Raw genomic sequence first — 24,571 nt, 5'->3', positions numbered from 1 at the left:
TATTTTCCCTATATCTTTGCCCCGCTGTCAACAAAAACAAATAAACCAGTTTGTTTGTTTGACTGTATGCAATCATTAACCCTTAAACCATTGCTATGCTAAGAAACGACTGGTCTCTCCAGGAGATCAAGACGATCTATCATTCCCCATTATTAGATCTCATCTTCAATGCTGCCACTGTTCACCGCAACAACAATGAATATGCGGAGGTACAAATTAGCAGTTTAATATCCATTAAAACGGGAGGATGTTCCGAAGACTGTGCTTATTGCCCGCAGGCAGCACGTTATAATACAGGTGTAGGTGTGCACGCACTTATGCAGGTCAATGAAGTGGTAGAAATGGCACAGCAGGCAAAACAAGGTGGAGCATCACGTCTCTGCATGGGCGCAGCCTGGAGAGAAGTCCGTAACAACAGGGATTTTGATCGTGTATTAGAAATGGTGAAAGCAGTCAACGAAACAGGAATGGAAGTATGTTGCACATTGGGCATGCTTTCATATGAACAGGCACAAAAATTAAAAGAAGCAGGACTCTATGCATACAACCACAATGTCGATACATCCCGTGAAAATTATGAAACCATCATCACCACAAGAACCTATGATGATCGTTTAGAAACATTGCACAATGTCCGTAAAGCAAATATTACTGTTTGCAGTGGAGGCATCATCGGCTTGGGAGAAACAGATGACGACAGAGTTAAAATGCTGCATACACTTTCAACATTACCACAACATCCTGAATCGGTTCCTATAAATGCATTAGTACCTGTAAAGGGAACACCACTTGAAAACCAAACTCGTATTTCTGTTTGGGAATTGGTGCGGATGATTGCAACAGCAAGGAGCATTATGCCAAAAACAGTAGTTCGCTTATCTGCAGGTCGTTTGGAAATGAGTTTACCGGAACAGGCTTTGTGTTTCATGGCTGGTGCTAATTCTATTTTTGCTGGCGATAAACTGCTTACTACGCCTAACCCTTCCTTTGTAGATGATATGCAGATGTTTGAATTGTTTGGATTAACAGCACGCAAAGCATTTAAGAACGAAGAATCTGCTGCTCATGTCAATGCATAACACATTAGTACATGCAGAAAGTAAAAATATCAATGATACTTTACAGGAAGCACTTGATCAACGAAAAGAACAATCGCTGTTCCGCTTTCTCCAGTTGAATAATGGATTGATCGATTTTTGTTCCAATGACTATTTGAGCTTTGCACGTTCAGAGATACTTCAGGAGAATACGAAAAGATATCTCGATGAGATGCAATGCTTTTCCGGTTCAACTGGTTCACGGTCTATTTCTGGCAACACAGCTTTTGCCGAAGAACTGGAACAATTTCTTGCTGCATTTCATAACACAGAAGCTGCCTTACTTTTCAATTCAGGTTACGATGCCAATGTCGGGCTCTTCTCTTGTATTGCTAAAAAAAATGATACCATCATTTGTGATGAACTCATCCATGCAAGCATTATTGATGGATGCAGGTTAAGCTATGCCAACCGTTTCCGTTTTCAACATAACAATCTGCACGACCTTGAAAAGAAATTACAACAAGCCAAAGGCAACATCTTCGTAGTTGCAGAATCTGTTTACTCAATGGATGGCGATATAGCTCCTTTACAGGAAGTGGTTCATCTTTGCAAACAATACAATGCTAACCTGGTTGTAGACGAAGCACATGCAACCGGTGTGTTTGGCACAAATGGAAGAGGCCTTGTTAACCAATACAATCTCGAACAGGATGTATTTGCCAGGGTGCATACGTTCGGCAAAGCAATGGGCTGTCATGGTGCGGTAGTAGTTGGTTCAGCTACCTTGAGAAATTATCTCATCAACTTTGCCCGTTCCTTCATCTTCACAACCGCATTACCAATTCATTCATTAGTCAGCATTCGTATTGCATATGAACAATTACTTGCAACAGATTTCAATACAACACATCTGCACCAACTAATTCAGCATTTCAAACAGCATTGGAAAAATATCGACGATACTGTTTTAATTGATGGTAATTGCCCCGTCCAAAGTTTGATTATACCGGGTAGTGAAAGGGCAAGAAAAACTGCAACACAATTACAGAAAAAAGGCTTTGATGTCCGGGCCATCATCCCACCTTCCGTACCACAGGGAAAAGAACGGCTGCGCATAAGTTTACACCTGCACAATACAATGGGTGAGGTTGATCAATTGCAAACTGCATTAACGGAAATTCTTACTGCATGAACAGGAAAAGAATCATTGTAGCAGGTATTGGAACAGGCATTGGCAAAACAATGGTTGCTGCGATCCTTACTGAAGCATTGGAAGCTGATTACTGGAAACCCATTCAATCGGGAAGTCTTGATTATACAGATACAGATGAAGTTCGTTCACTTGTTACAAATTCAAAATCGTTTTTTCATAAGGAAGCATATCGTTTAACACAACCTCTTTCACCTCATGCTGCTGCGGATATAGATGGAATCGAAATTGAACTAACAAAACTGGATCTTCCTCAAACAAATAATACACTTATCATTGAATTGGCAGGAGGCATCATGGTGCCTCTCAACAAAAATGAATTAAACATCGACTTGCTGGTAAAATGGCAGGCTCCTGTAATATTGGTTTCACAAAATTACCTCGGCAGCATCAATCACACGTTGCTTTCTGTTGAAGCATTAAAAAACAAAAAGATTGAAATAGCAGGAATTATATTTAACGGAAAGGCAAATCAATTAACTGAAAACTACATCTTACAATATACCGAGCTTTCCTGCCTGGCCAGGATCAATCACGAAGAACACATCACGAAGAAAACCATCAGCAACTATGCTCATCAGCTGAAACAATCTTTTGTAAAGTGAAGCATATGAACTTAACACAACGGGACTTACAATGCATCTGGCATCCATACACACACAGAAATTCAGACATCAATCATGCTGACTTTCCAATTCCGATTGTTAGAGGCGAAGGCGTTTATTTGTTTGATGAAAAAGGCAACAGATACATTGATGCCATTTCTTCCTGGTGGGTAAACATTCACGGACATGCACATCCATACATTGCAGAAAAAGTTGCTCAACAATTAAACACACTGGAACATTTGATCTTCGCCGGGTTCACCCATCAGCCGGCTGTTGAATTAGCCGAACGTATATTACAGATCCTTCCTTCCAATCAATCAAAAATATTCTATTCCGATAATGGGTCCACTGCAGTGGAAGTAGCATTGAAAATGGCCATACAGTATTGGAGCAACAATGCATTAAAAAAGAATAAGATCATTGCATTTGACGCAGCTTACCATGGAGATACATTTGGTGCAATGAGTGTAAGCGCAAGAAGTGGGTTTACAAAACCTTTTTCATCATTGCTGTTTGAAGTAATTCATATACCTGTTCCTGTAAAAGGAAACGAAGAAGAATCATTTACAAAACTCAGGGCTGAAATTTTAAGTCATCACGATGAGATTGCTGCATTCATTTTTGAACCCTTAATCTTGGGCGCAGGTGGTATGATCATGTATGATGCTGCAGCCCTCGATCAGCTCATAAGCATCTGTAAGAAAAATGAAATCCTCACCATTGCCGATGAAGTCATGACCGGGTTTGGCAGAACAGGAAAACTCTTTGCTTCTGATCATTTGCAACAGCAACCCGACATCGTCTGCCTGTCCAAAGGCCTCACAGGGGGAACAATGCCAAAGGGTATCACAATCTGCACTGAAACTATTTTTAACAGCTTTCAATCAACCGACCGTTCGAAAACATTGTATCACGGTCATTCCTACACAGCAAATCCTTTAGCCTGCACAGCAGCATTGGCAAGCCTTGATCTGTTATTAAACGATGAGTGCAAAAATAATATACAACGCATTTCAACTCATATGAAGTCACTGGCTCACAGTCTTCAAAACGTAACTACTTTAAAAAATATCCGTTGCACTGGAACTATTTTGGCCTTTGATATTATAACAAACGAACAAACTTCTTATTTCAATTCTCTTCGTGATTGGCTATATCATTTCTTTCTGAAAAGAGGAATCATTCTTCGTCCATTAGGCAATACCATTTACATAATGCCACCATATTGCATTGCTGAAACTGATTTGAATGAGATTGAAAATTGTCTGAAACTTATGGCAGCTGAGCTACAACATTCTTCCACCATGAAAAATGAACGATGAACGATCTCTATAATTTCAGTTTGATCTGATCTAGATATGGATCTAAAAATTCATTCGGACTTTGAAAAGTTCTTTGATCCCTTGTTACACCCAGTTCCTTATTGAACAGCTTTTCCACGTAGAATTTGTCTATCTGGTACAATGTGTATCTGAATTCCCCATCTTCCCGCACAGCTAGCTTTACTCCATGTTTCCAGATTGCTTCTTGCTGTTCCATTTCATCTAGTTGGTTGAATTGATATAGTGTCATCTTTTCTCATGTTGGTATTCGTTTTTAATAATACGATTTCTTTCTAAAAGAAAATTAAATTCAATTGCGTGCCTTCGGCACGTTCATAATTGTGTTTGCTTACTCCATTTCATTCTATAAGCAACGCTTCGCTTCATCAGCATTTACAGCTATCGCTACTTCTTTTTCACAACAATTTTCTTTCAACATTCATCAGCTTTCTCCGTAGCCGGTAAAAAGGTGTTCGTCATTCGTCGTCGGCAAGCAGGTATGCCAAACCATTGCAGCAAAAAAAATGAATACAATGCTTGTTCCTGAAAGGCATTTTTATAGCTGCAATACCCTTCGCATGCTCCGATACTCCGCATGTCTTGGGTGCTCCGTTTCACTTCGCAGTTTGTCATACTGTTTGCAGCTCCTCCTCATTCCTCACGGCAGCTCCTGTGTCCTTCACAGCCCTTCATTCAACCACTCCTTCATTACGTTTCATTCCACCACGTTCGTTGCTCTCCATTTGCTTCTGTGCCTGGCATCCTGGTCAAAACACAAACCCACGCACAGCAGGATGCACATGCACTTTCGCAAACCCACATACACCACTCACTGGGTTTCATTACACTTCATTCAGTGGGGTTTCATTCAGTACTGCTAAGTCCACCCGCTGCCACACTTCTTTGCTCGCCGGCCGCCCCTTCAGGCATCGTTTGCTGTGTGCTGCTAATTGCTTCTGTCGTACCTCCAGGTCGCAAAGCTGCACATCAGCTCACTCGCATACGTCCGCCGCCTGCATGCCCTTCGGGAAATTTATGCAGGCGGCTCCCTATGTAGCCAGCATCGCTACAGCCCCATGGCCACGCTTCTTTTGCCATTGGCAAGTGATGGGGCTGCAGCTTTACTACTGGCCCCTTTCGGGGGCTCGCCGTCGCCTCCGTTCATCTTTCTCTCCGGCTCCTTTTGACTCGCTATGCTGCCGCCCTTCCCCGCCGTTACTCCCGGCGGGCTCTGCTTCCTTTTTGCCGCAGGCGCTTTTACCGACAAATGCTTACAATAGTTATAACACTCTTTTTATTTCAATAATTAGATATTACATTAGCCCGTTATCCAAAACTCAATTAGCCCTTTTTAAATGCACCCCCTAGTCATATTTAACCATCATTACAAATGTTGAGACATATACCAAATCAATATTTTGCAAGTAGCAGTAGAGAAAATAATTATCGTATTCCGCTATCAGTTGATACAACATGCCCTTTCTGTAAAAGAAAAGCAAACTTCACATTGAAATGGAATGCCAGCAAAACGATGGTAATAGAACATACAAAATCGCATTGCCCGGCTTGTCAGCAAAAAGTGCTTTTTTTATACCTAACGAAAACTAACGAATCGAACAACTCCTATACTGGCGAACTTTTTATTAATCCACCTGGAGACACTCGATTAGCACTAGAGGGAATTGACGAAGCTGAAAAATTGCCTGAAAGTATCAAAAAGGCCTACTTTTCAACAATAAATGTGTTAAATGCTCATGAATGGACCGCAACTTCTGTTTTATGCAGAAGAGTTTTAGAAGGCATCACTAAGTCTATCGTTTCAGAAGAACAAAAATTGAAACCACTTGCATTGCAACTTAAAGAATTGCCTAACTATATAAACTTGACTGACCCAATCCTGACTTTAGCCGATGCTATTCGCAAAGGGGGCAATTTAGGAGCTCATTTTGACGCAGAAAAAGAACCTAACGAAGAAATTTCTTCACTAATGGTTGATGTACTGGATTACTTAATAGAATATCTCTTTATTCTTCCTGCAAGAATTCAAAACTTGCATGACAAAATTGAGAGTTTATCAAATCCTAAATCATCTAGTTAGGTTACTCGCATTTTCTTTATCATCTGTCATCCTTTATAACCAGAAAACTATGCCAATATTTGTTGACGCAATGAAATCAAAGTACAAATTAAAAAAACTGAAAACCTTTTGCTTTTAACATTTACGAAATAACAGCCAGACTTATGTTATATCGGCTTATTGAAGTGTTTAAAAATCTCCAAATTTTAAATCGCTGTCCTCGACCACATTTCACTAAAATAAATAATTGATGAAAAAAATAAGACCTAACCTTTGGAAAATAATTCTGATTGGTAGCGGAATGCTTGCTGTCTTTGTCATTATCTGTCTTCCTATTTATTATTATATACTATATTTTGGCAATAACAACCCATCAAGCAATCCTTCCGATTGGGGCCCATTTGGTGATTTCTTTGGTGGCATTTTAAACCCCATTATTTCCTTTTTTACATTATTAGTTACCATATACATCGCTTTCTATATTAAAAAAATTGAAGATAAAAGAGCAGACAAAGCCATTGAAAGCAGTTACAAACCGGATTTAATAATTGAAGAGCGTCTTTTTTACATTGCATCAAATTCTCTCAACGATATACCATTGGAATTTTCTTACGACAAAATTGCTTTAAACTATCGTTCGTCAATTTCACTTATCAACTCCTTTCACCTTAAATTATTAAATATAGGCCTTGGCCCAGCAAAAAAAATAATTTTACGATTCAGTATCGATTTGGACAAGATTCATCATTTAGTTAATATTTCGGCACATGAAGCGGGCAATAACGATAAAATTACTGCTTCATATGACATTAAGAAACCGCAAATCTTTCAATTCACCCAAAATATAGGCGGCAATTCGTTTAGATCCATGAATGTGGTGCAAGTTCAAAACGAAAGTCGGATTAACCACATTTTATCTATTGAACACAACGTTGAACCTTATCAAATCGACATACCCCACTACATATTAGAAGCTTACAGTGCTTTAATATTTAATTCTTGGAATTCCGTTGAAGAAAAAAAACAATTATTTGACTTACCGGTGTTTTCAATCGAGCTAATCTATGCCGATATCGGAAACAAAGTCTTTAGCAAAAAATTCGAAATATCTATCGCTTACTTGGGCGGCACTCGTAATAACTCTATAAATCAAATTAAAGTCAACGATATTGAATTATCAATAAACTAATATTAACAACCTGTGCCAATTAATAATGTTTTAGTTCTTGCTAAATTTTTTATTGTGCCATTAAAGACAAATACATATTCTTCAAACACTATTATTATCCTTCATATTAAATTACTGCTTCTTTATTTTTCTAGTCTTCTATTCTTTAGAAATAAACAAGCCTTCAAACAAAAAAACTCATTCCTGATTAGCACTATTGCAATAAATTTTAAAAATTGATCGCTCTTTTCAAACTCACCATGCCCAGCCGAATAGGCAAGTTATGCTCCTTGTAGTCGTCAAGGTCTTCACTCCACTTCATTCCGTTTGCCCTCCGGGTTTTTGCAAAAAAATCTCCACCCCTCATTTCGCTTTTTGCTTCGCTAATATCTGCTCATTTCGGGTAGTATTTTTTATGCAATAAACCTTGCCTTCCTGCCCACGCTGCATTTGGGTTGCCTATCGCTGGCCAAATGTGGCGTCTTGCTGCATAGCAAAAATCAGCGGTATAAAATTTATGATGTATCCAATGGTTCGTTGCTATCATCCAAATGCATCCATTCCACCGCATTCATTTTTCATTCTCTGCAAAGGCAATAATGCCGGCAGGCCTGCACTGGTTCCATGGCCAAATTCTTTTATTATCACTTGTTCAAATGAAGAGTATTTTAAATTCTTCTTTTGGTTAGTGTATGGTTTGCATCAATCAAAAAAGTTCAAGGTTTATCAGCGTGGTTCTGTTATTCCTTACATCAATGTAAATGATGTTCGCATTTGCATCAGGGAAGTTGCTTTACTTATCCATCCTAATTGGTCACGCTTCCAGGAAATCCTTTCCTCATTAGAAAAATGTAATCAGCTTAAAGCCTCACTTGCCCAGCAAATCATAGCAACAGAAAAACTGCAGCAGGTTTTGTTGCAGCAATACTTTCAGCAAATAAAAAATGTCCCGTAAGGGAATTCGCTTTTTCTCATACAAATTGGTGACATGTGATGACACACACAGTGCAGCTCACCAACTAAGGACGAGCCAACACAAACCATTGAAAAAATAAAATATCCGCCAAGATAGCTACGGGCACAATGCCGACACTGCGCAGCATAAACACAATACCCTCACACAAGGCCATCATTTATACAGCCACCCTAAATCCCTTCGCTGTGGGTGGACGGTTATTTTATTTCTTAACCTTCAATTGTTTGTTATGGCAGTGCTTGTTAATCGTTGGTTCGTCGGCAGTATGTGGGTTTCATGCTGGCATGTTTCACCTGGTGTTTTCGTTTTTTCATCGCAGTTGGGCTATTGCTTTTCTTCATCCTGTGCGCCTCCTTTTTAGGGGCTTTACTTTTTGTAATAAAAAAGCCTCCTGAAGAATCAGGAGGCTATCAATTCGCTCACCACAAACGAAAAGAATTATTTTTTAACTCGCTTTGCAAGAAGCTTTAATAACAAGGTCACTGCAAAACTTACTAACGCACCAACAGCTGCAAGTACTGCAGTTTTGATAAGATCCTCACTGTTGATATTGGCGAAGATGCTCAACAGTGTTCCACCTGCTGTTCCTGCTTTTGTTGTTTTATCAAACATCATTCACCCTCCACCGCAGTCTGACTGACTGCACTCAATACACCGCTTGCTACAGCCAGGTACCCGGCTACTTTTACAATCACAGCGGGCAATGCTATTGGTGCTGCCGCAATAGTGCCGGCAACAGCTGCCAGTGTTAAACCAATTAAACGAAGTCTTTTAAAGAATACTGGCGTTGGCGCTTTCACACGTTGAATAAGTTGTTTCATCAGATAGCAGATTTTATTGTTAGAAATACCTTGTTGTCTTTGTCAAACTCAATGGATGTAATGGCAAGTAATTTCTTCAATGCAAGCATTGAATTGTTTCCTTTTCCCTCACCGGTACAAATAGAAACTGGAGCGATACAGCCGTTTGATTCTCTCAATGCATCATTAAATGAATGTATCAATATCAAACTTCTTCCTTCAACATTATTCACCAACAAATGATGTTTATATCGTTGGCTGTATCGCTTAGTCAGTTGATATCGTCCTTCCGGAATACACGAGATCCTTTGTTTATTATCAAGCCAGGGAAGTTCTATTGTAAAACATACCCGCTTGTTATTATGGAGCAACTCTCCGTTCGTGCCATCAGGAAAATATGTTCTGATCAGTTCCAGTTCCATCTTTCATAGGATTTTAAGATTGAGAAATTCCATTGCCTTAAACACCACCATCCACCTTCACAACATTCAGCGCATTGAATGCACCGTTTTTCAACGGATACATTTGCCCGTTCACTTCTTGGTAAAATTCAATACCAAGTACAAGGAACAACGGATGCGTACTGTTGGCGGTAACTGCATTGGAAAGATTTATCACCGCAGTAGCAATAGCATCCCAAGGCAGGATACCTGTTTGCTGTGCATCTACAACAAATACTTCATTTTCAAAATCAATCTCTGCACCTGCAGAAATGAGTTTAAAATGTGTTGCACCTCCAGGCGCTGCTATCATGTTCAACGGTACAAATGAAGGCAGGTTCACTGCCAGGGTGCCAGCTACACGATCAATTGTTGAAGTGAATGGTGCGTAAATGGTCGTACCCAACTTACCGTTGATGTTGAAATCAAAACCTTGCACCAACTCAGCTTCACCATCAATTACGTTTCTTAAACCACGTGGATTAACAGCATCTTCCTGGATTACTTTCAACATTAAAGTTGTAAGGCGGCTAACCATCTTGCTGTCCTTCGAGTTTTGCAAAAGACCTCTAATTGCAGTCCTTAACAGTTTACCGGCTTTACCTGCTCTTCCAAACTCAGCACCGTTTTCACGGGTACGCTGAAATGCCGGATCATTTGCAATACGATCCGCAGGTACACCACCTTTTTCACGGGCTAAGTAGCCTTCTTTAGATTTGTAGAAGGTTAGATCTCCGATCGTACCATCTAATTTGATAATACCTTTTTGTCTTGCCATAGGATTCAGATTGTTTTAATTTGATACATTTTGCAAATCATCAACCCGGCGCCTGATCAATAACTTTGCATGTTTAACAACACAAGATTAGACTGATGACGGCAGCTTTAAAAGCAAGCGTTCCGAATATGCAGGGTTATGCAGCAAACGATCCCAAACCGCATAGTGATTTATGCAAAAGATGTAATGAATATCACCGGCCGTAAAGAAAGGGCGGCAAGGAAGCTCCTTGCCAGAATCAAAAAGAAATACAATAAGAAAGAAGGAGAATTTATATCGATTGACGAGTTCTGTTCCTTCACCGGTTTAAAAGAAGAAAAAGTAGCCCCTTTCCTTGTACTATAAAGCATATCCTAAGTATAGATAAAGCATGGATGGTGCATAAATTAAAAGACTGGCTCAAGAGCCAGTCATATCAATAACATGTTTTTGGGTTCCTTTAAATTTCTCACGTAGTATTTGCATATCAGCACTTACTTTCTTGTCCAAAATTTTTGCATACAGTTGAGTTGTTTGAAGCTTCTTGTGCCCAAGCATCTTACTTACACTTTCAATCGGTACTCCATTTGTCAATGTCACTGTTGTGGCGAATGTATGCCTGGCAACATGAAACGTCAGGTCCTTGTTTATTTCACATATAGCTGCTATTTCTTTTAGGTAGGCATTTGCTTTTTGATTGGTAGGTATCGGCAGTAACTTTTGTTTATTGGAAGCTTGTGGATGATTCTTGTATTTTTCAATAATTGTCAATGCAGGTGCTAACAGTGGAATTCTGCTATCCGTTTTTGTTTTCTGTCTGCTGGTGTATATCCATTTTTCGCCATCGATTCCTATTGTTATAGAATCTTTTGTAAGATTAGTTACATCCACAAATGCGAGCCCGGTATAGCAGCAGAATACAAACATATCTCGTACATGGCTCAACCGTTCAATTTTAAATTCCTTTTGTTCCAATCTTTGCAATTCTGATTCAGACAGGAAAGGGCGTTCCGTTTTTTTAGTTCTTAATTTGTAACCAATAAAAGGATTCTTTGCAAGCCAATTTTTGGCTACGCATTCGTTGATGATCTTCTTAATATTCTTTATGTACTTCGCATTCGTATTAAGATCAATTTTCTTTTCTGTTTTAAGATAGAATTCAAAATCTGAAATGAACTCAACATTGAGTTCCTTTAGAGTAATATCTTCTCGTTTGTACTTATGCCGTAAGAACTCATAAACATGCTTTCTGGTAGTTTCATATTTTATCCAGGTTGCCTTAGAATATTCATGACCTATCAATGCTTTAATATCCGCATTGTGTTGGTCAATAATGGAAATTAACTTTCTGGGCTTTTCTACAATGCCAGAGTATTCATTTTTTAATAATTCTGCTGATATGTAAACCTCTCTAGCTTCGAGTTTGCTGAAGCAACTTATCAGTTTTGTCTTGATCATCGCCAGATGATTATTTAACTCTTTTGATTCGGCGCCCTTACCGGTGCAGAGTTGATTTTTTGGATTCCATTCTAATGGCGAAACAAATCGATGAGTTGATATTTCGACCCTTCGCCCATTAACAGTAACTCTCGTGGAAATTGGCGCTTTACCCGCCTTAATTCTGCTCTTACATATCCAAAATAGGATTGTAAATGTTTGCATTTGTTTCATGGTGGTGACCTTAAATGTGGTGAACAATTTTTAAGGCATTTAGCTATTCAAATATTTGGAGAAGTACCAGAATTTCTGTGGTCTATTAACAAACATAAATGATCTGCTTTCTTATAAAAAGCCTTCAATCATCTTAGCCTCGAATGAGCCAATTATTACATGACCCCGGCAGAGAATTCGGTTACCAGAAATTTGAGAATTACTCTTACTAACCGTTTTGCTAACCGAACAGAATGAGATTAATTGATCAATTTTGAGCAAATTACAAAAGAAAAACCGCTTAGAATATCTATTCTAAGCGGTTTTCTTACAATTTGTAGTTCTTTCAGCGGACCGGACGGGACTCGAACCCGCGACCTCCGCCGTGACAGGGCGGCATTCTAACCAACTGAACTACCGATCCAACTACCCTATGCATGAATGCCTGATCAATAATCAATTATCATTCATTTTTCGGGACGGCAAAGATAGGGGTTTTGCGTATTTAGTAAAAAAAGTTTTTCATCTTTTTTGATAAAAGAATAATACAAGCCAACCTCGTAACATCCATAGTTTATATTTGTTCCTAATTAACTGAATTAAATGCTTAAAATAGCTGTGTTTGGCACCGGCCATCTCGGGAAATTTCATCTCAACAACTGGAAAGAAATTGATGGCGTAGAGTTGGTTGGCTTCTATGATCCAAACGATAAAGCCGCCAAAGCCGTGGCAGACAAATACCAGTTGCAACGTTATACCGACCCGGAAGAACTCATGTCGCTTTGTGATGCGGCCGATATTGTTGCTCCTACCAATTACCATTTTGAACTTTGCCAGTTAGCCGTTCGTAAAGGCAAACACGTTTTCGTGGAAAAGCCCATGTGTAATACGATGGAAGAGGCAAACGAATTGGTGAAACTGGTGCGTGAAGCAAATATAAAATTACAGGTGGGACATGTGGAGCGCTTTAACCCAGCCTTCCTGGCGGTGAAAGATGTAAAGCTGAACCCGATGTTCATTGAGGTTCATCGCCTTTCTCAATTTAATCCAAGAGGAACAGAAGTAAGCGTCATCCTCGACCTCATGATCCACGACATCGATATTATTATGAGCCTTGTGAAGAGTGATGTAAAGAATGTATATGCAAATGGTGTGGCAGTTATGACGGATACGCCTGATATCGCCAACGTTCGTATTGAATTTGATAATGGTTGCGTAGCCAATCTTACCAGCAGCCGAATCAGTATGAAGAAGATGCGCAAGATCAGGTTGTTTCAACGTGATGCTTATATAGGAATTGATTTTCTTGAAAAAAAATCAGAGATCATCCGCATGAAAAATCCTGACGATAAAGAAGAATTCACATTTGACATTGAAACAAACAATGGCAAAAAAACCATTGCTATATCTAACCCGGTGGTAAAAGAAGTGAACGCAATAAAAATGGAACTCGAACATTTCAGAGATGCCATTTTAAATGATAGCCCTATACCTGTAAGTGAAGTCGACGGATTAAGAGCAATGGATGTTGCTCACCAGATACTTCAAAAAATTCAGCGAACCACTGCTGTATAATGCATGAACCAAATACCACGAATACATATTGGTTGGTATGTTGCTGCCGATTGGTTTTCTGCAACGCTGGCCTGGGGATTGTTTTACCTCTTACGTAGAATTTTACTCGGCGAAGCTTCTACAATTTTTACCCAGCCACTCGATAGTCGTTTTTTTGCCGGCATATTATTAGTTCCGATATTTTGGCTGGTGCTATACCATTTGTTTGGTGCATATAAAAACCTTTACAGCAAATCAAGATTGCAGGAACTTACCAGCACTTTTTTCTGTTGCCTGCTTGGCTGCCTTATTCTCTTTTTTGCATTATTACTTGATGATCGTATTGGCTCTTACACATTTTATTATAAAGAATCGATCTTACTTTTTGCATTGCAGTTCAGCATTACATGGCTATTTCGTTGGATTATTTTAACCAATATCAAACGCCAGTTCCTTGCTGGCAACGTAAAGATCAATACCCTCATCATTGGTGCAAAGCAAAGCGCCATCAAGCTTTATAAAGACATTAAAGAAAGCAGCGAAACGCAAGGCTTTTATTTTTCCGGTTTTCTTTATCCTGAAGAAAATAGTTCCAATGGCCTTGGCAAATACCTGCCTTCGTTAGGAAGCCTTCATAATCTGTCAACGGTGATTAAAAATCATAAAATCGAACAGGTGATTATTGCTACTGAAGAGAAAGAACGGAAATCGCTTGAACAATCGCTTAGTATTTTAAGCGAGCATGATGTAAGTATTAAACTATTACCAAACACGGTTGATATTCTTTCAGGTTCTGTTCGCACAAGCAATGTATTTGGCGCAATGCTGATTGATTTGCACACGGGTATGATGAGTGAGTGGCAGCAAAACATTAAGCGATTGATGGATATTACTGCATCCATTTTTTCATTGATCATCTTTTCACCACTTCTTCTGTTTGTTGCAATCAGGGTGAAGTTATCATCGAATGGGCCGGTGTTTTATTCGCAGGAAAGGATCGGCTTAAAAGGCAAACCGTTTTACATTCATAAATTCCGTTCCATGATGGTTGATGCAGAACAAAACGGCCCTGCATTATCATCAGAAACAGATCAACGCATAACGCCCTGGGGAAAAGTAATGCGTAAATGGCGGCTGGATGAATTGCCACAGTTCTGGAATATTCTTAAAGGAGAAATGAGTTTAGTAGGCCCAAGACCCGAACGCAGATTTTACATTGACCAGATTGTGGAAAGCGCACCTTACTATCGCTACTTGCTAAAAGTAAAACCAGGCATCACTTCATGGGGAATGGTGAAGTTTGGTTATGCGGAGAATGTAGAACAAATGATTGAACGAAGTAAATACGATTTGATTTATATTGAAAATATTTCGCTTGCTCTTGATTTAAAAATCATCATTCATACTATACGACTTATCTTTTTAGGAAAGGGTAGATAGAAAAAATCCCAACTTATAACATATGAAACGACTTGCCTTTTTACTTCTTGCATTTACTGTTATTTCTGCATCAGCCCAACAAACAACTTATTGGCAGCAGGAAGTTCATTATAAGATTGATGTAAAACTGAATGTTGCTGATAAATCAATCAAAGGTTTCGAGCAATTAGAATACATCAACCATTCACCCGATACACTTACATACATCTGGTTTCATCTTTGGCCCAATGCTTACAAGAATAACAGTACTGCTTTATATAATCAATACAAAGAAGGCGACAAAGCAGGCTTAGCAAAATTTAAGAAAGCTGACAAAGGGTATATAGACAGTCTCAACTTTAACATCAATGATCAACAAATAAAAGTTGAAGCCGATAAAGACAACATCGACATCGTTAAATTAATTCTTCCGCAACCATTGGCTCCGGGAAGTAAGATCACTATCTCCACTCCGTTCTATGTAAAATTTCCAACCTATTTTTCAAGAAGCGGCTTTATTGACGATGCGTTTGCGGCTTGTCAATGGTATCCTAAACCAGCTGTTTACGACCGGAAAGGTTGGCACCCCATGTCTTACTTAAATATGGGTGAGTATTATAGTGAGTTTGGTTCGTTCAATGTTAACATCACTGTGCCATCAAATTATGTTGTTGCTGCAACCGGCACATTGCAAACCGAAGATGAATTGCAGAAATTAAAAGCAGCTGGTAAGATCAATAAAACCCGAAAAAAAGATTTTGAACGGTACGTTGTAAATACAGCCATCGCAACAAAAACACTTTCTTATAAGGCTGAGAACGTGCATGACTTTGCATGGTTTACCGATAATGACTTTGTTGTACAGTATGATACACTTGCGTTACCATCGGGAAAGGTTGTTGATGCATTTACATTCTTCAGTAACAATGCCAACACGCTATGGAGTAATAGTGTTGAATATGTTGAAGATGCAGTGCGCAATTATTCAAAATGGATCGGCGAATATCCTTACCCCACTGTAAATGCAGTGGAAGGGCCGGGGAATGTATCAAGTGGTGGCATGGAATATCCTATGGTCACACTTATTACAAGTCCTTCTGCCGATAAAGAAACACTTGATGGAGTAATTACACATGAAGTGGGTCATAACTGGTTTTACGGCATATTGGGAAGTAATGAACGCATGCATGCGTGGATGGATGAAGGGCTGAATACATTCTTCCAGTTTCGTTATGAAGCTGAAAAATACCGGAGTAATTCTGTGTTTGGAAATTCATTGCCAGCTGAATTGAAAAAGCATAATGCTGATGAATTTATGGCTATCGTTTACAATGCGCTGAATGAACTGCCCATGAATGAAGCTATAGAAACTGAATCGGAAAAATTTAAGACGAAAGATGAATACGGTATGGTGGTTTATCTTAAAACAGCAGTGTGGGCCTATTTGCTCGAACAAGGGTTAGGAACCGATGTGTTTGCCAAGGCTATTCATAGCTATTATGAAAAATGGAAATTCCGTCATCCCTACCCTGAAGATTTTAAACAGGTACTCGAAGAAGTAAGTGGCAAAAATCTCGACAACTACTTTGCGCTTTTAAAAGAACGCCGCAAACTATAGGTGCAACGGAAAGAAGATGTTATTTTTGAGAAAACCCATTGAGTGAAATATATCCTTTCCCTCCTCCTGCTAATCGCAACACATTTTCTGCATGCCCAGCAAACTTACTGGCAACAGCAGGTCAATTTTAAACTTGATGTCGCCCTCAACGATGCAGAACACACATTAGACGGTTTTGCGAAAATCGAATATGTCAACAACTCGCCTGATACGTTGAAGTTTATTTGGTTTCATTTGTGGCCAAATGCTTACCGTACCGACAGAACTGCTTTCAGTGATCAGTTATTGGAAAATGGTCGCACTGATTTTTATTTTTCTAATAGCGAAGATCGGGGCTATATCAACCGTCTTGATTTTCGGGTAAACAGCGTGCTTGCAAAAACAGAAGATCATCCGCAGCATATCGATATCGTTAAAGTGATATTGCCTCAGCCATTGGCTCCGGGTGCATCCACCATACTTACAACTCCTTTTCATGTAAAGCTGCCAAAGAATTTTTCGAGGGGTGGCCATGTTGGTAAATCATACCAGGTAACGCAATGGTTTCCAAAACCGGCTGTGTATGACCGTTATGGCTGGCACCCGATGCCTTATTTAGACCAGGGTGAATTCTATAGCGACTTTGGTAATTATGAAGTGAAGATCACGGTGCCCAAAAGTTATGTTGTGTTAAGCACCGGCGATTTACAAAATGCCGATGAATTGCAATGGTTGAAAGATAAAGCAGGGATGGATGTGTCAACACGAACCGTTAAAACCAAAAAGCCTGCACCTGCCACTAAAAAAACCACCAGGCTTGTTTCCAATACCGTAGCCAACGAAGAAACAAAAACACTTTTCTACACGCAAAAAAATGTACACGATTTTGCATGGTTTGCTGACAAGAAATATCTCGTTCGTTACGATACTTTGCAATTAAAGAACAGAGTTGTCGACGTATTCACTGCTTTTACTGCAGAAGGTAAAGCTGTTTGGAAGAATAGTACAACCCTGGTAAAAGATGCTGTACGTTTCCGAAGCAACAGCATTGGAGAATATCCTTACAATACCATTGCGGCAGTGGAAGCAAAAATGGGTTTTGATGGTGGCATGGAATATCCATGTATCACCTCCATTTCTCCAATGTCAAATGAAAAAGCACTGGAGAATGTAATTGAACATGAAGTTGGACATAATTGGTTCCAGGGAATGCTTGCAAATAATGAACAGGCATACCCATGGTTTGATGAAGGCATTAATACTTATTACGATAAATGGTATGAAAAAGAAATCAGTCGTTACAAACCCTCTGTTACTAAGAAAAAAACATTTCAGTTTAAAGCAGGTGATGATATCTTTCTACAAACCTTCGAACGTTTGCATCTCGCTCAGCCATTAAGCACAACAGCCGATAATTTAACAGAAGCAAATTATTCGTTGATTGCTTATGAGAAAGGTTCTCAGTTTATGCAATTGCTGGAAAATAAATTGGGCCGTGATGTGTTCCTGAAAGGTATGCAACAATATTTTGAACAGTGGAAATTGAAGCACCCCTACCCTTCCGATTTGAAGAGCGTGCTGGAACAAAGCAGCGGAAAAAATCTTGATTCAGCTTTTGCATTACTGCACAGCAAAAATCCACTATTACCTCCTGCAAAAAAGAAGCTGCATTTGGGATTGCTAGCTGCCAATAATACTAACAATTCAAATGCATTGATCATTACGCCTGTGGCTGGTATCAATATGTATGATGGCTTTATGATCGGTGGCGCTCTCACCAATTACACATTGCCGCCCACGAAATTCCAGTTTATTGTAGCACCCATGTATGCTACCAAAAGCAAACAACTGAATGGCTTTGCACGTGCAAGCTATACGATGTATCCTGCAAAAACATTTCAGCGTATCACCATTGCAGTAAATGCATTAAAGTTCAGCACTAATGATTTTGTTGATACAGCAAAGCAGAAATATATTACAGGCTTCAGGAAAATTTCACCAACGCTAAAGTTTGTATTTGCTGAAAAAAATCCACGAAGCACAAGGGAACGCTTCATACAATGGAAAACATTTTTGTTAGATGAAGATGATCTCCGTTTCAAGAGCGACACATTTCTTAATGGAAATCGTTTTACAAAAATTTCAATCGTAAGTGCCAGTCGTTATTTGAATCAGCTTCGCTTTGTGATACAAAACAGCAGAGTTTTGTATCCTTATCGTGGCGAACTAATGGCTGAGCAGGCAAAGGATTTTATTCGTCTTGCATTCACTGGTAATTACTATTTTAACTACAATGAAAAATTGGGAGCCAATATCAGGGTTTTTGCCGGTAAGTTTATTTACCTCGGTGAAAAAACGATTAGCAAACAATTTGGCACAGACCCCTACCATTTGAATTTGTCGGCACCAAAGGGATATGAAGATTATACTTATAGCAATTATTTTATTGGCAGGAATGAGTTTGAAGGGTTTGCCAGTCAGCAAATGATGATGCGTGATGGTGGTTTTAAAGTTCGTACCGATTTACTGGCGAATAAAATCGGCAAAACAGATGACTGGTTAATGGCGCTCAATTTTTCAAGCGACATTCCAGACCAGATCAACATTCTTAATATTCTTCCTTTTCGTGTTCCGCTAAAAATCTACATGGACATTGGAACTTACGCAGATGCATGGAAGGCAAATGCAGAAGGCAGTAAAGTGTTGTACAATGCAGGCTTGCAACTTTCCTTGTTGAAGAATACCATTAATATTTATGCTCCTTTACTTTACAGCAAAGTATATAAAGACTATTTTCTCTCAACAATTTATGAAAAGCGTTTCCTGAAAAATATTTCATTTACCATCGATATTCAGAATTTTAGTTTTAAAAAATTCGACCGTCGCATGCCTTTCTGATGCCACAGATCAAATACATACTACATAGTGAAATTGACAAGGCGAAATGGGATAACTGTGTGCTGGAATCGGGGAATGGTTTGATCTACGCTTACTCATGGTATCTTGATGCAATGGCTGAACATTGGGATGCATTGGTACTGAATGATTATGAAGCCATCATGCCACTGACATGGAATAAAAAGTATGGTGTGCATTATTTATATCAACCCTATTTCTGCGCAAGCCTCGGAATATTTTCCAAAAAAGAAATTACGGCGGGAATAACAGAAGCATTTCTAAAAAACATTCCCAGGCGATTTCGTTACATTGATATTTATCTGAACCAGAAAAACTTTTTTCCTGTCGATCATTTTTCGTTAACGGAACGCATTAACTATGTACTGCCTTTGAATCGCTCATACAATGATATGGCAGAGCAATACCGGACCAACCTGAAGAGAAATATTAAGAAAGCAGAACAAAGTGGATTAAAGGCGGTGAAAAATATTGCTGTAGATGATATTATTTCATTGGCTAAAGAAACAATGCAACGTGTTTCAGCAATTAGTGATGAACAACTGAACCGCTTTAAAACTGTATTTTCCAACGCAAAGGCGAAGCAACAAGCAGAAACATTGAGCATTTATAACCACAATGATCAATTGCTGGCCTCGGCTGTTTTTCTTTTTTCACATAAGCGCTGGTATTATATACTTGTGGGCAATCATCCAAATGGAAAAACATTAGGTGCTTCACATTACTTGATCGACCGGTTTATTGAAGCGCACGCAAGCACAGACACGCTACTTGATTTTGAAGGAAGTGATATTCGCAATCTTGCTTTTTTCTACAGCAGCTACGGCTCTACAGAAGAGCGATATCCTGCATTACGCATGAATCGTTTACCGAAATTATTGAAGTGGCTGAAGGAATAAGAATGAGTCCTGAACTCAGTCGAAGGGTGGTGAAGTGAATCGAGCGAAGTCGAGATTGACCTAGCTATTACTTTCCCTCCAGAATATTCTCCGCAATCACCAAGTCAATAGGATTTGTGATCTTAATATTTGTTTCTTCGCCCTGCACCAGTGTTACTTTTAAACCAAACGCTTCTACCACATTTGCTTCATCAGTAAACCATGCTTTGTAATCAATGGCAAAAGCGGGCAGCAATATTTTACTATGAAATGTTTGCGGTGTTTGTACCAGGCGAAGTTTACTGCGGTCAACAGGATCGTTGCCATCTTCAGTGATCATACGCACACTATCACGACATTCAACAGCAGGAATAGCACTGCCTGTTTCTAATGCGGTTTCGTAACAACGTTTAATCAATTCTTCACTTACCAGGCAACGAACACCATCATGCACAAAAATGATCGACTCATCTTCTATCAACTTCAATCCATTTTGCACCGAATGAAAACGTGTTTCACCACCAACAGTAAGTTGTATACGCTGCTCATCAAAAAAGCCATCAATGATCTCTTTGCCTAATTCAAGATGTTCTTCCGGCAACACCACAATTACTTTACACTCAGGCAATGCTTTTAGAAACGCATCGATCGTATAATATAATACCGGCTTATTCTTTAACAGTAAAAATTGCTTTGGCAATACGGAACCCATTCGTTTACCGGAACCACCGGCCACAATTACAACATATGTTTGCATAGCTTCAAAGATAAGAGAGAGTTTTTACCTGTAAATGGCGATTTGTTTTTCGCCTTTGCTGTTTTGCATGGCACGGTACATGCCTTCGCTGTTAAAGATCATTGCTGTATTTGCCTGTGCATCCACACCAATCATTCCGCCTTCACCATTGATCTTAACTAATTTATCGAGTGTAACAATTTCCATTGCTTGTTGCAGACTCATGCCTTTGTATTCCATCAGGCAACTAACATCATAAGCGGCAACGGCACGCAAGAATAATTCACCATGACCCGTGCAGGATATAGCACAGGTTTTATTATTGGCATAAGTGCCTGCACCAATTACCGGAGTATCACCAATGCGGTTGAAATTTTTATTCGTCATGCCACCGGTACTTGTTGCAGCTGCTATATTTCCGTTTGCATCGCAGGCAACTGCACCAACTGTCCCAAATTTTTTCTCCACGTGGATATTGTGATCAAGTGCAGCACTATTTTCATTTTTCACCAACTGCCACTGATCATAACGAAATTGAGAAAAGAAATAATCATCGTCCTCCAATTGCAGTTGTTGATCTTTTGCAAATTGCAAAGCACCTTCAGCACTTAGCATCACATGTTCACTTTTTTCCATGATGGTTCTTGCAAGCACAACAGGATTCTTCACACTGCTCACACCAGCAACAGCACCTGCTTCCAAGGTAAGTCCATTCATGATGGATGCATCCATTTCATGTCCACCGGTTTTTGTAAACACAGAACCTTTGCCTGCATTAAAAAAAATACAATCTTCGAGGGAGATAACAGCGGCAGTAACAGCATCGAGTGCATTGCCTCCTTTAGATAATATTGCATACCCACTTGCTATTGCATCAGCAAGACCTTTTGTGTAAGCTTCTTCCAGCTCAGGTGTGATATCTTTTTTCAGGATCGTTCCTGCACCACCATGTATAGCAATTGAAAAATCACCCATGCTTAATTCAATAACAATTTACACTCCTTTATCAAACGCTCACGGTCAATAGCTGCAGTACCTACTTCTTCACAAACCAAACCACCTGCAATGTTTGCTACTTCAGCCATTAACTCAACATCTTTTGTTGCTGCATATACTAATGATGCAACGGCAATAACCGTATCGCCAGCACCACTTACATCTGCAATACTGCGAAGATGTGATGGGATGATATCGGCATCATCTTCATTTTGATAGAACACACCTTTTTCAGAGAGCGTGATGAACGAAATATGATGTTGTAATTGTTCTTTTAATTGGGTGTGAATATGACGAAGAGAAGTTTCATTCACCTGATCAATTAACAGATTCAATGCGTCTTTCACTTCCTTCAGATTGGGTTTAAACACATCCACCTCTTTATAAGAAAAGAAATTCTTTCGCTTCGGATCAACTGTTGTAAGAATTCCGTGATGCTTGCAAAGAGCGATCGCTTTTTGAATCACCAGCTCTGTCAATACACCTTTATTATAATCTTCGAAAATGATCACATCAGGTTTTTCCTGCGCAATAAAGGTTTGCAGTGCAAGGATCAATCGATTTTCATCTTCATAACCAAGGTCAGTTGCAATTTCTTTATCAAGCCGCATCATTTGCTGGTTACGACTGATGATCCTTGTTTTGCTGGTTGTGCTGCGCTTATCACTGCTTAACAAAAAATCTGTTTTGATCTGCTGATGTTCTAACAGCTGACGTAGCTGTTTTCCATCATCATCATTACCAATTACACTTAAGATAGAAACAGAAGCACCGAGTGAAGCAATATTCAGAGCAACGTTTGATGCACCACCTACACGATATTCCGTTTTATCTAATGCAACAATCGGAACAGGAGCTTCAGGTGATATACGTTCTACATGTCCCCACATATACGTATCAAGCATTACATCACCTAACACACCTGCTTTTAATTGTGTGAACCGCTGAAACAACTGATCAAACTGCGAAGCACTCATATTAACTCAACTTCTTTTTATTTGCCACTGCAATATAATAAACAGGAATACCAATAAGAACAATGATCAAGCCGGGCCATGTAAACTCTGGTTTAAACACAATCAGGAGAATGCAAAATGCAAGACCCATAATAATATAAAGAATAGGCAAAACAGGATAACCGAAAGCCTTGTATGGACGTTCAATATCAGGTCTTTTTCTGCGAAGAATAAAAATACCAGCAATGGTAAGCATATAGAACAACACTACTACAAATGAGATCATGTCAAGAAGCTGACCATACTTACCACTCACACTCCATAAACATGCAATGATGCATTGAACCCACAAACTCCATTGCGGAACAGCAAATTTATTGAGCTCACCGGCCTGCTTGAAAAACAATCCATCCTTTGCCATTGTGTAATACACCCGTGCACCTGCAAGGATCAATCCATTGTTACAACCAAATGTTGACACCATGATCATTAATGCAATGATGACCGTACCTGCATTGCCGAAGATGGCATTTGATGCAGAAACAGCAACCCTGTCTTTCTCAGCAGAAGCAATTTCCTGCAAAGGAAGCACAGCTGTATACATTACGTTGGCCAAAACATAAATGATGGTAACAATCAGTGTTCCTAAAAACAAGCTTAAACCAATATTCCTTTTTGGGTTTTTTATTTCGCCTGCGATGAATGTTACATTATTCCATGCATCGCTGCTGAAGATAGTACCTACCATTGCAGCTGCAATAGCACCCAATGCTGCAATCATGGTATAACTCATAGTGCTACCATCTTTGCTGAGCGATTGAATATTCCATGCATCTGTCCAGTTAGCCGACCATACATTACCCTTCATGAAAATTAATCCAAAAACAATGAGACCAAATAAGCTCAACAGTTTGGTAACTGTAAATGTTGTTTGAATAAATTTCCCTTCTTTTACCCCTCTCGTGTTTATATAAGTGAGGAGAATGATCAAACCTATTGATACAAGTTGTGCAGGAGATATTTTGATAAAGCCGAGATCAAATGCTACCAGGTCTTCACTAACTCCGGGAATTAGATATGCAAGAAATTTTGAGAAGGCAACACCAACTGCAGCAATGGTTGCTGTTTGAATAACAGTAAAGAAACTCCATCCATACAAAAAGCCAAGTAATGGATTGTATGCTTCTTTCAAATACACGTACTGTCCACCTGCTTTAGGATACATTCCACTCAACTCGCCATAACTTACAGCTGCCGTCAACGTCATAAAACCTGTAAGCAACCAAACCACAATAAGCCAGCCTGCACTTCCAACGTTACGTGTAATATCGGCACTTACAATAAAGATACCTGAGCCAATCATAGAGCCTGCAACAACCATTGTTGCATCGAGTAAACTTAAAGACGGTTTAAATTCCTGCTGAGTTGAAGTCATAGCAATGGTTTCGTTTCAAAATAATGAAACGGAAGA

General features: G+C 39.3%; 23 protein-coding genes and 1 tRNA gene. 13 read left to right on the top strand and 11 right to left on the bottom strand.

Features of this window, described 5'->3' with window-relative positions; genetic code table 11:
- The first annotated feature begins 95 nt into the window (after window positions 1–95).
- From bioB to bioA, 4 genes are read left to right on the top strand one after another with little or no spacing between them, the layout of a single operon-like run.
- A complete protein-coding gene (gene bioB / locus ACO1QW_RS09525; protein WP_486257898.1) occupies window positions 96–1,079 on the top strand; it encodes a biotin synthase BioB in 984 nt (327 codons plus the stop codon).
- Window positions 1,066–2,232 (top strand): aminotransferase class I/II-fold pyridoxal phosphate-dependent enzyme, encoded by a 1,167-nt coding sequence (locus ACO1QW_RS09520; RefSeq protein ID WP_486257896.1) that lies wholly within the window; start codon window positions 1,066–1,068, stop codon window positions 2,230–2,232. The genes bioB and ACO1QW_RS09520 overlap by 14 nt, the downstream gene beginning before the upstream one ends.
- Window positions 2,229–2,855, top strand: a complete 627-nt coding sequence (bioD, locus tag ACO1QW_RS09515; protein ID WP_486257894.1) for a dethiobiotin synthase — start codon at window positions 2,229–2,231, stop codon at window positions 2,853–2,855. The genes ACO1QW_RS09520 and bioD overlap by 4 nt, the downstream gene beginning before the upstream one ends.
- Window positions 2,856–2,860: 5 nt before the next feature.
- Window positions 2,861–4,180 (top strand): adenosylmethionine--8-amino-7-oxononanoate transaminase, encoded by a 1,320-nt coding sequence (bioA, locus tag ACO1QW_RS09510; protein WP_486257892.1) that lies wholly within the window; start codon window positions 2,861–2,863, stop codon window positions 4,178–4,180.
- Window positions 4,181–4,187: 7 nt separating this feature from the next.
- Here the strand turns inward: bioA and ACO1QW_RS09505 are convergent, their stop codons facing one another.
- Window positions 4,188–4,397, bottom strand: a complete 210-nt coding sequence (locus tag ACO1QW_RS09505; protein ID WP_486257890.1) for a hypothetical protein — start codon at window positions 4,395–4,397, stop codon at window positions 4,188–4,190.
- A gap of 1,173 nt (window positions 4,398–5,570) precedes the next feature.
- Here ACO1QW_RS09505 and ACO1QW_RS09500 point away from each other — a divergent pair.
- The 3 genes from ACO1QW_RS09500 (at window position 5,571) to ACO1QW_RS09490 (ending at window position 8,380) form a co-directional block, all read left to right on the top strand.
- The gene (locus ACO1QW_RS09500; protein WP_486257888.1) at window positions 5,571–6,278 is read left to right on the top strand and encodes a DUF4145 domain-containing protein; all 708 of its coding nucleotides are present in this window, start codon (window positions 5,571–5,573) and stop codon (window positions 6,276–6,278) included.
- A 229-nt stretch (window positions 6,279–6,507) separates the two neighbouring features.
- Window positions 6,508–7,446 (top strand): hypothetical protein, encoded by a 939-nt coding sequence (locus ACO1QW_RS09495; protein WP_486257886.1) that lies wholly within the window; start codon window positions 6,508–6,510, stop codon window positions 7,444–7,446.
- Window positions 7,447–7,942: 496 nt separating this feature from the next.
- The gene (locus ACO1QW_RS09490; protein ID WP_486257883.1) at window positions 7,943–8,380 is read left to right on the top strand and encodes a DUF6943 family protein; all 438 of its coding nucleotides are present in this window, start codon (window positions 7,943–7,945) and stop codon (window positions 8,378–8,380) included.
- Window positions 8,381–8,839: 459 nt separating this feature from the next.
- Here ACO1QW_RS09490 and ACO1QW_RS09485 read toward each other — a convergent pair whose 3' ends face one another.
- The 4 genes from ACO1QW_RS09485 to ACO1QW_RS09470 are packed head-to-tail and all read right to left on the bottom strand — an operon-like array spanning window position 8,840 to window position 10,419.
- Window positions 8,840–9,016: a hypothetical protein gene (locus ACO1QW_RS09485; protein WP_486257881.1), complete on the bottom strand. Its 177-nt coding sequence runs from the start codon at window positions 9,014–9,016 to the stop codon at window positions 8,840–8,842.
- Window positions 9,013–9,222, bottom strand: a complete 210-nt coding sequence (locus ACO1QW_RS09480; protein WP_486257879.1) for a hypothetical protein — start codon at window positions 9,220–9,222, stop codon at window positions 9,013–9,015. The genes ACO1QW_RS09485 and ACO1QW_RS09480 overlap by 4 nt, the downstream gene beginning before the upstream one ends.
- A complete protein-coding gene (locus ACO1QW_RS09475; protein WP_486257877.1) occupies window positions 9,222–9,623 on the bottom strand; it encodes a DUF5675 family protein in 402 nt (133 codons plus the stop codon). Before ACO1QW_RS09475 ends, ACO1QW_RS09480 begins: the two co-directional genes overlap by 1 nt.
- 37 nt (window positions 9,624–9,660) lie before the next feature.
- On the bottom strand, window positions 9,661–10,419 hold the full coding sequence (locus tag ACO1QW_RS09470; protein WP_486257875.1) for a hypothetical protein: 759 nt from the start codon (window positions 10,417–10,419) through the stop codon (window positions 9,661–9,663).
- A gap of 138 nt (window positions 10,420–10,557) precedes the next feature.
- Between ACO1QW_RS09470 and ACO1QW_RS09465 the strand changes: the two genes are divergently transcribed.
- Window positions 10,558–10,764: a hypothetical protein gene (locus ACO1QW_RS09465; protein WP_486257872.1), complete on the top strand. Its 207-nt coding sequence runs from the start codon at window positions 10,558–10,560 to the stop codon at window positions 10,762–10,764.
- A 54-nt stretch (window positions 10,765–10,818) separates the two neighbouring features.
- On the opposite strand, the gene ACO1QW_RS09460 is transcribed toward ACO1QW_RS09465, so the two are convergent.
- Entirely contained in the window at window positions 10,819–12,069 is a 1,251-nt protein-coding gene (locus tag ACO1QW_RS09460) for a site-specific integrase (protein WP_486257870.1), read from the bottom strand.
- Window positions 12,070–12,398: 329 nt separating this feature from the next.
- A tRNA-Asp gene (locus ACO1QW_RS09455) sits at window positions 12,399–12,472 on the bottom strand.
- A 179-nt stretch (window positions 12,473–12,651) separates the two neighbouring features.
- Between ACO1QW_RS09455 and ACO1QW_RS09450 the strand changes: the two genes are divergently transcribed.
- The 5 genes from ACO1QW_RS09450 to ACO1QW_RS09430 are packed head-to-tail and all read left to right on the top strand — an operon-like array spanning window position 12,652 to window position 20,433.
- Window positions 12,652–13,623: a Gfo/Idh/MocA family protein gene (locus tag ACO1QW_RS09450; protein WP_486257868.1), complete on the top strand. Its 972-nt coding sequence runs from the start codon at window positions 12,652–12,654 to the stop codon at window positions 13,621–13,623.
- Between the two features lie 3 nt (window positions 13,624–13,626).
- Window positions 13,627–15,042, top strand: coding sequence for a sugar transferase (locus ACO1QW_RS09445; RefSeq protein WP_486257866.1), 1,416 nt, complete (start codon window positions 13,627–13,629; stop codon window positions 15,040–15,042).
- 22 nt (window positions 15,043–15,064) lie between these two features.
- On the top strand, window positions 15,065–16,639 hold the full coding sequence (locus ACO1QW_RS09440; RefSeq protein ID WP_486257864.1) for a M1 family metallopeptidase: 1,575 nt from the start codon (window positions 15,065–15,067) through the stop codon (window positions 16,637–16,639).
- A 42-nt stretch (window positions 16,640–16,681) separates the two neighbouring features.
- A complete protein-coding gene (locus ACO1QW_RS09435) occupies window positions 16,682–19,516 on the top strand; it encodes a M1 family metallopeptidase (RefSeq protein ID WP_486257862.1) in 2,835 nt (944 codons plus the stop codon).
- Window positions 19,516–20,433, top strand: coding sequence for a GNAT family N-acetyltransferase (locus tag ACO1QW_RS09430; protein WP_486257860.1), 918 nt, complete (start codon window positions 19,516–19,518; stop codon window positions 20,431–20,433). Before ACO1QW_RS09435 ends, ACO1QW_RS09430 begins: the two co-directional genes overlap by 1 nt.
- 67 nt (window positions 20,434–20,500) lie before the next feature.
- Here the strand turns inward: ACO1QW_RS09430 and ACO1QW_RS09425 are convergent, their stop codons facing one another.
- From ACO1QW_RS09425 to ACO1QW_RS09410, 4 genes are read right to left on the bottom strand one after another with little or no spacing between them, the layout of a single operon-like run.
- Window positions 20,501–21,169 (bottom strand): 2-C-methyl-D-erythritol 4-phosphate cytidylyltransferase, encoded by a 669-nt coding sequence (locus tag ACO1QW_RS09425; RefSeq protein WP_486257858.1) that lies wholly within the window; start codon window positions 21,167–21,169, stop codon window positions 20,501–20,503.
- A 24-nt stretch (window positions 21,170–21,193) separates the two neighbouring features.
- Window positions 21,194–22,123 carry an isoaspartyl peptidase/L-asparaginase family protein gene (locus ACO1QW_RS09420; RefSeq protein ID WP_486257856.1) on the bottom strand — a complete coding sequence of 310 codons (930 nt, stop codon included), beginning with the start codon at window positions 22,121–22,123 and terminating at the stop codon, window positions 21,194–21,196.
- A gap of 2 nt (window positions 22,124–22,125) precedes the next feature.
- Window positions 22,126–23,121, bottom strand: a complete 996-nt coding sequence (locus ACO1QW_RS09415; RefSeq protein WP_486257854.1) for a bifunctional heptose 7-phosphate kinase/heptose 1-phosphate adenyltransferase — start codon at window positions 23,119–23,121, stop codon at window positions 22,126–22,128.
- Between the two features lies 1 nt (window position 23,122).
- Complete coding sequence (locus ACO1QW_RS09410) at window positions 23,123–24,535, bottom strand: APC family permease (protein ID WP_486257852.1); 1,413 nt, start codon at window positions 24,533–24,535, stop codon at window positions 23,123–23,125.
- Between the last annotated feature and the right edge of the window lie 36 nt (window positions 24,536–24,571).

The sequence above is a fragment of the Lacibacter sp. genome (genome assembly GCF_057361365.1).
Note: the sequence above shows the minus strand (reverse complement) of the source record. Positions and strands in the feature narration are given on the sequence as shown.

What these genes read in the sequence shown, in the direction of transcription:
- ACO1QW_RS09490 (WP_486257883.1), top strand. Translation starts at nt 7,943, where the DNA reads ATGATGTATCCAATGGTTCGTTGCTATCATCCAAATGCATCCATTCCA.
- ACO1QW_RS09480 (WP_486257879.1), bottom strand. Translation starts at nt 9,222, where the DNA reads ATGAAACAACTTATTCAACGTGTGAAAGCGCCAACGCCAGTATTCTTT.
- ACO1QW_RS09500 (WP_486257888.1), top strand. Translation starts at nt 5,571, where the DNA reads ATGTTGAGACATATACCAAATCAATATTTTGCAAGTAGCAGTAGAGAA.
- ACO1QW_RS09410 (WP_486257852.1), bottom strand. Translation starts at nt 24,535, where the DNA reads ATGACTTCAACTCAGCAGGAATTTAAACCGTCTTTAAGTTTACTCGAT.
- ACO1QW_RS09450 (WP_486257868.1), top strand. Translation starts at nt 12,652, where the DNA reads ATGCTTAAAATAGCTGTGTTTGGCACCGGCCATCTCGGGAAATTTCAT.
- ACO1QW_RS09485 (WP_486257881.1), bottom strand. Translation starts at nt 9,016, where the DNA reads ATGATGTTTGATAAAACAACAAAAGCAGGAACAGCAGGTGGAACACTG.
- bioA (WP_486257892.1), top strand. Translation starts at nt 2,861, where the DNA reads ATGAACTTAACACAACGGGACTTACAATGCATCTGGCATCCATACACA.
- ACO1QW_RS09465 (WP_486257872.1), top strand. Translation starts at nt 10,558, where the DNA reads ATGCAGCAAACGATCCCAAACCGCATAGTGATTTATGCAAAAGATGTA.
- bioD (WP_486257894.1), top strand. Translation starts at nt 2,229, where the DNA reads ATGAACAGGAAAAGAATCATTGTAGCAGGTATTGGAACAGGCATTGGC.
- ACO1QW_RS09460 (WP_486257870.1), bottom strand. Translation starts at nt 12,069, where the DNA reads ATGAAACAAATGCAAACATTTACAATCCTATTTTGGATATGTAAGAGC.
- ACO1QW_RS09420 (WP_486257856.1), bottom strand. Translation starts at nt 22,123, where the DNA reads ATGGGTGATTTTTCAATTGCTATACATGGTGGTGCAGGAACGATCCTG.
- ACO1QW_RS09425 (WP_486257858.1), bottom strand. Translation starts at nt 21,169, where the DNA reads ATGCAAACATATGTTGTAATTGTGGCCGGTGGTTCCGGTAAACGAATG.
- ACO1QW_RS09475 (WP_486257877.1), bottom strand. Translation starts at nt 9,623, where the DNA reads ATGGAACTGGAACTGATCAGAACATATTTTCCTGATGGCACGAACGGA.
- ACO1QW_RS09520 (WP_486257896.1), top strand. Translation starts at nt 1,066, where the DNA reads ATGTCAATGCATAACACATTAGTACATGCAGAAAGTAAAAATATCAAT.
- ACO1QW_RS09445 (WP_486257866.1), top strand. Translation starts at nt 13,627, where the DNA reads ATGAACCAAATACCACGAATACATATTGGTTGGTATGTTGCTGCCGAT.
- ACO1QW_RS09415 (WP_486257854.1), bottom strand. Translation starts at nt 23,121, where the DNA reads ATGAGTGCTTCGCAGTTTGATCAGTTGTTTCAGCGGTTCACACAATTA.
- ACO1QW_RS09430 (WP_486257860.1), top strand. Translation starts at nt 19,516, where the DNA reads ATGCCACAGATCAAATACATACTACATAGTGAAATTGACAAGGCGAAA.
- ACO1QW_RS09440 (WP_486257864.1), top strand. Translation starts at nt 15,065, where the DNA reads ATGAAACGACTTGCCTTTTTACTTCTTGCATTTACTGTTATTTCTGCA.
- ACO1QW_RS09495 (WP_486257886.1), top strand. Translation starts at nt 6,508, where the DNA reads ATGAAAAAAATAAGACCTAACCTTTGGAAAATAATTCTGATTGGTAGC.
- ACO1QW_RS09470 (WP_486257875.1), bottom strand. Translation starts at nt 10,419, where the DNA reads ATGGCAAGACAAAAAGGTATTATCAAATTAGATGGTACGATCGGAGAT.
- ACO1QW_RS09505 (WP_486257890.1), bottom strand. Translation starts at nt 4,397, where the DNA reads ATGGAACAGCAAGAAGCAATCTGGAAACATGGAGTAAAGCTAGCTGTG.
- bioB (WP_486257898.1), top strand. Translation starts at nt 96, where the DNA reads ATGCTAAGAAACGACTGGTCTCTCCAGGAGATCAAGACGATCTATCAT.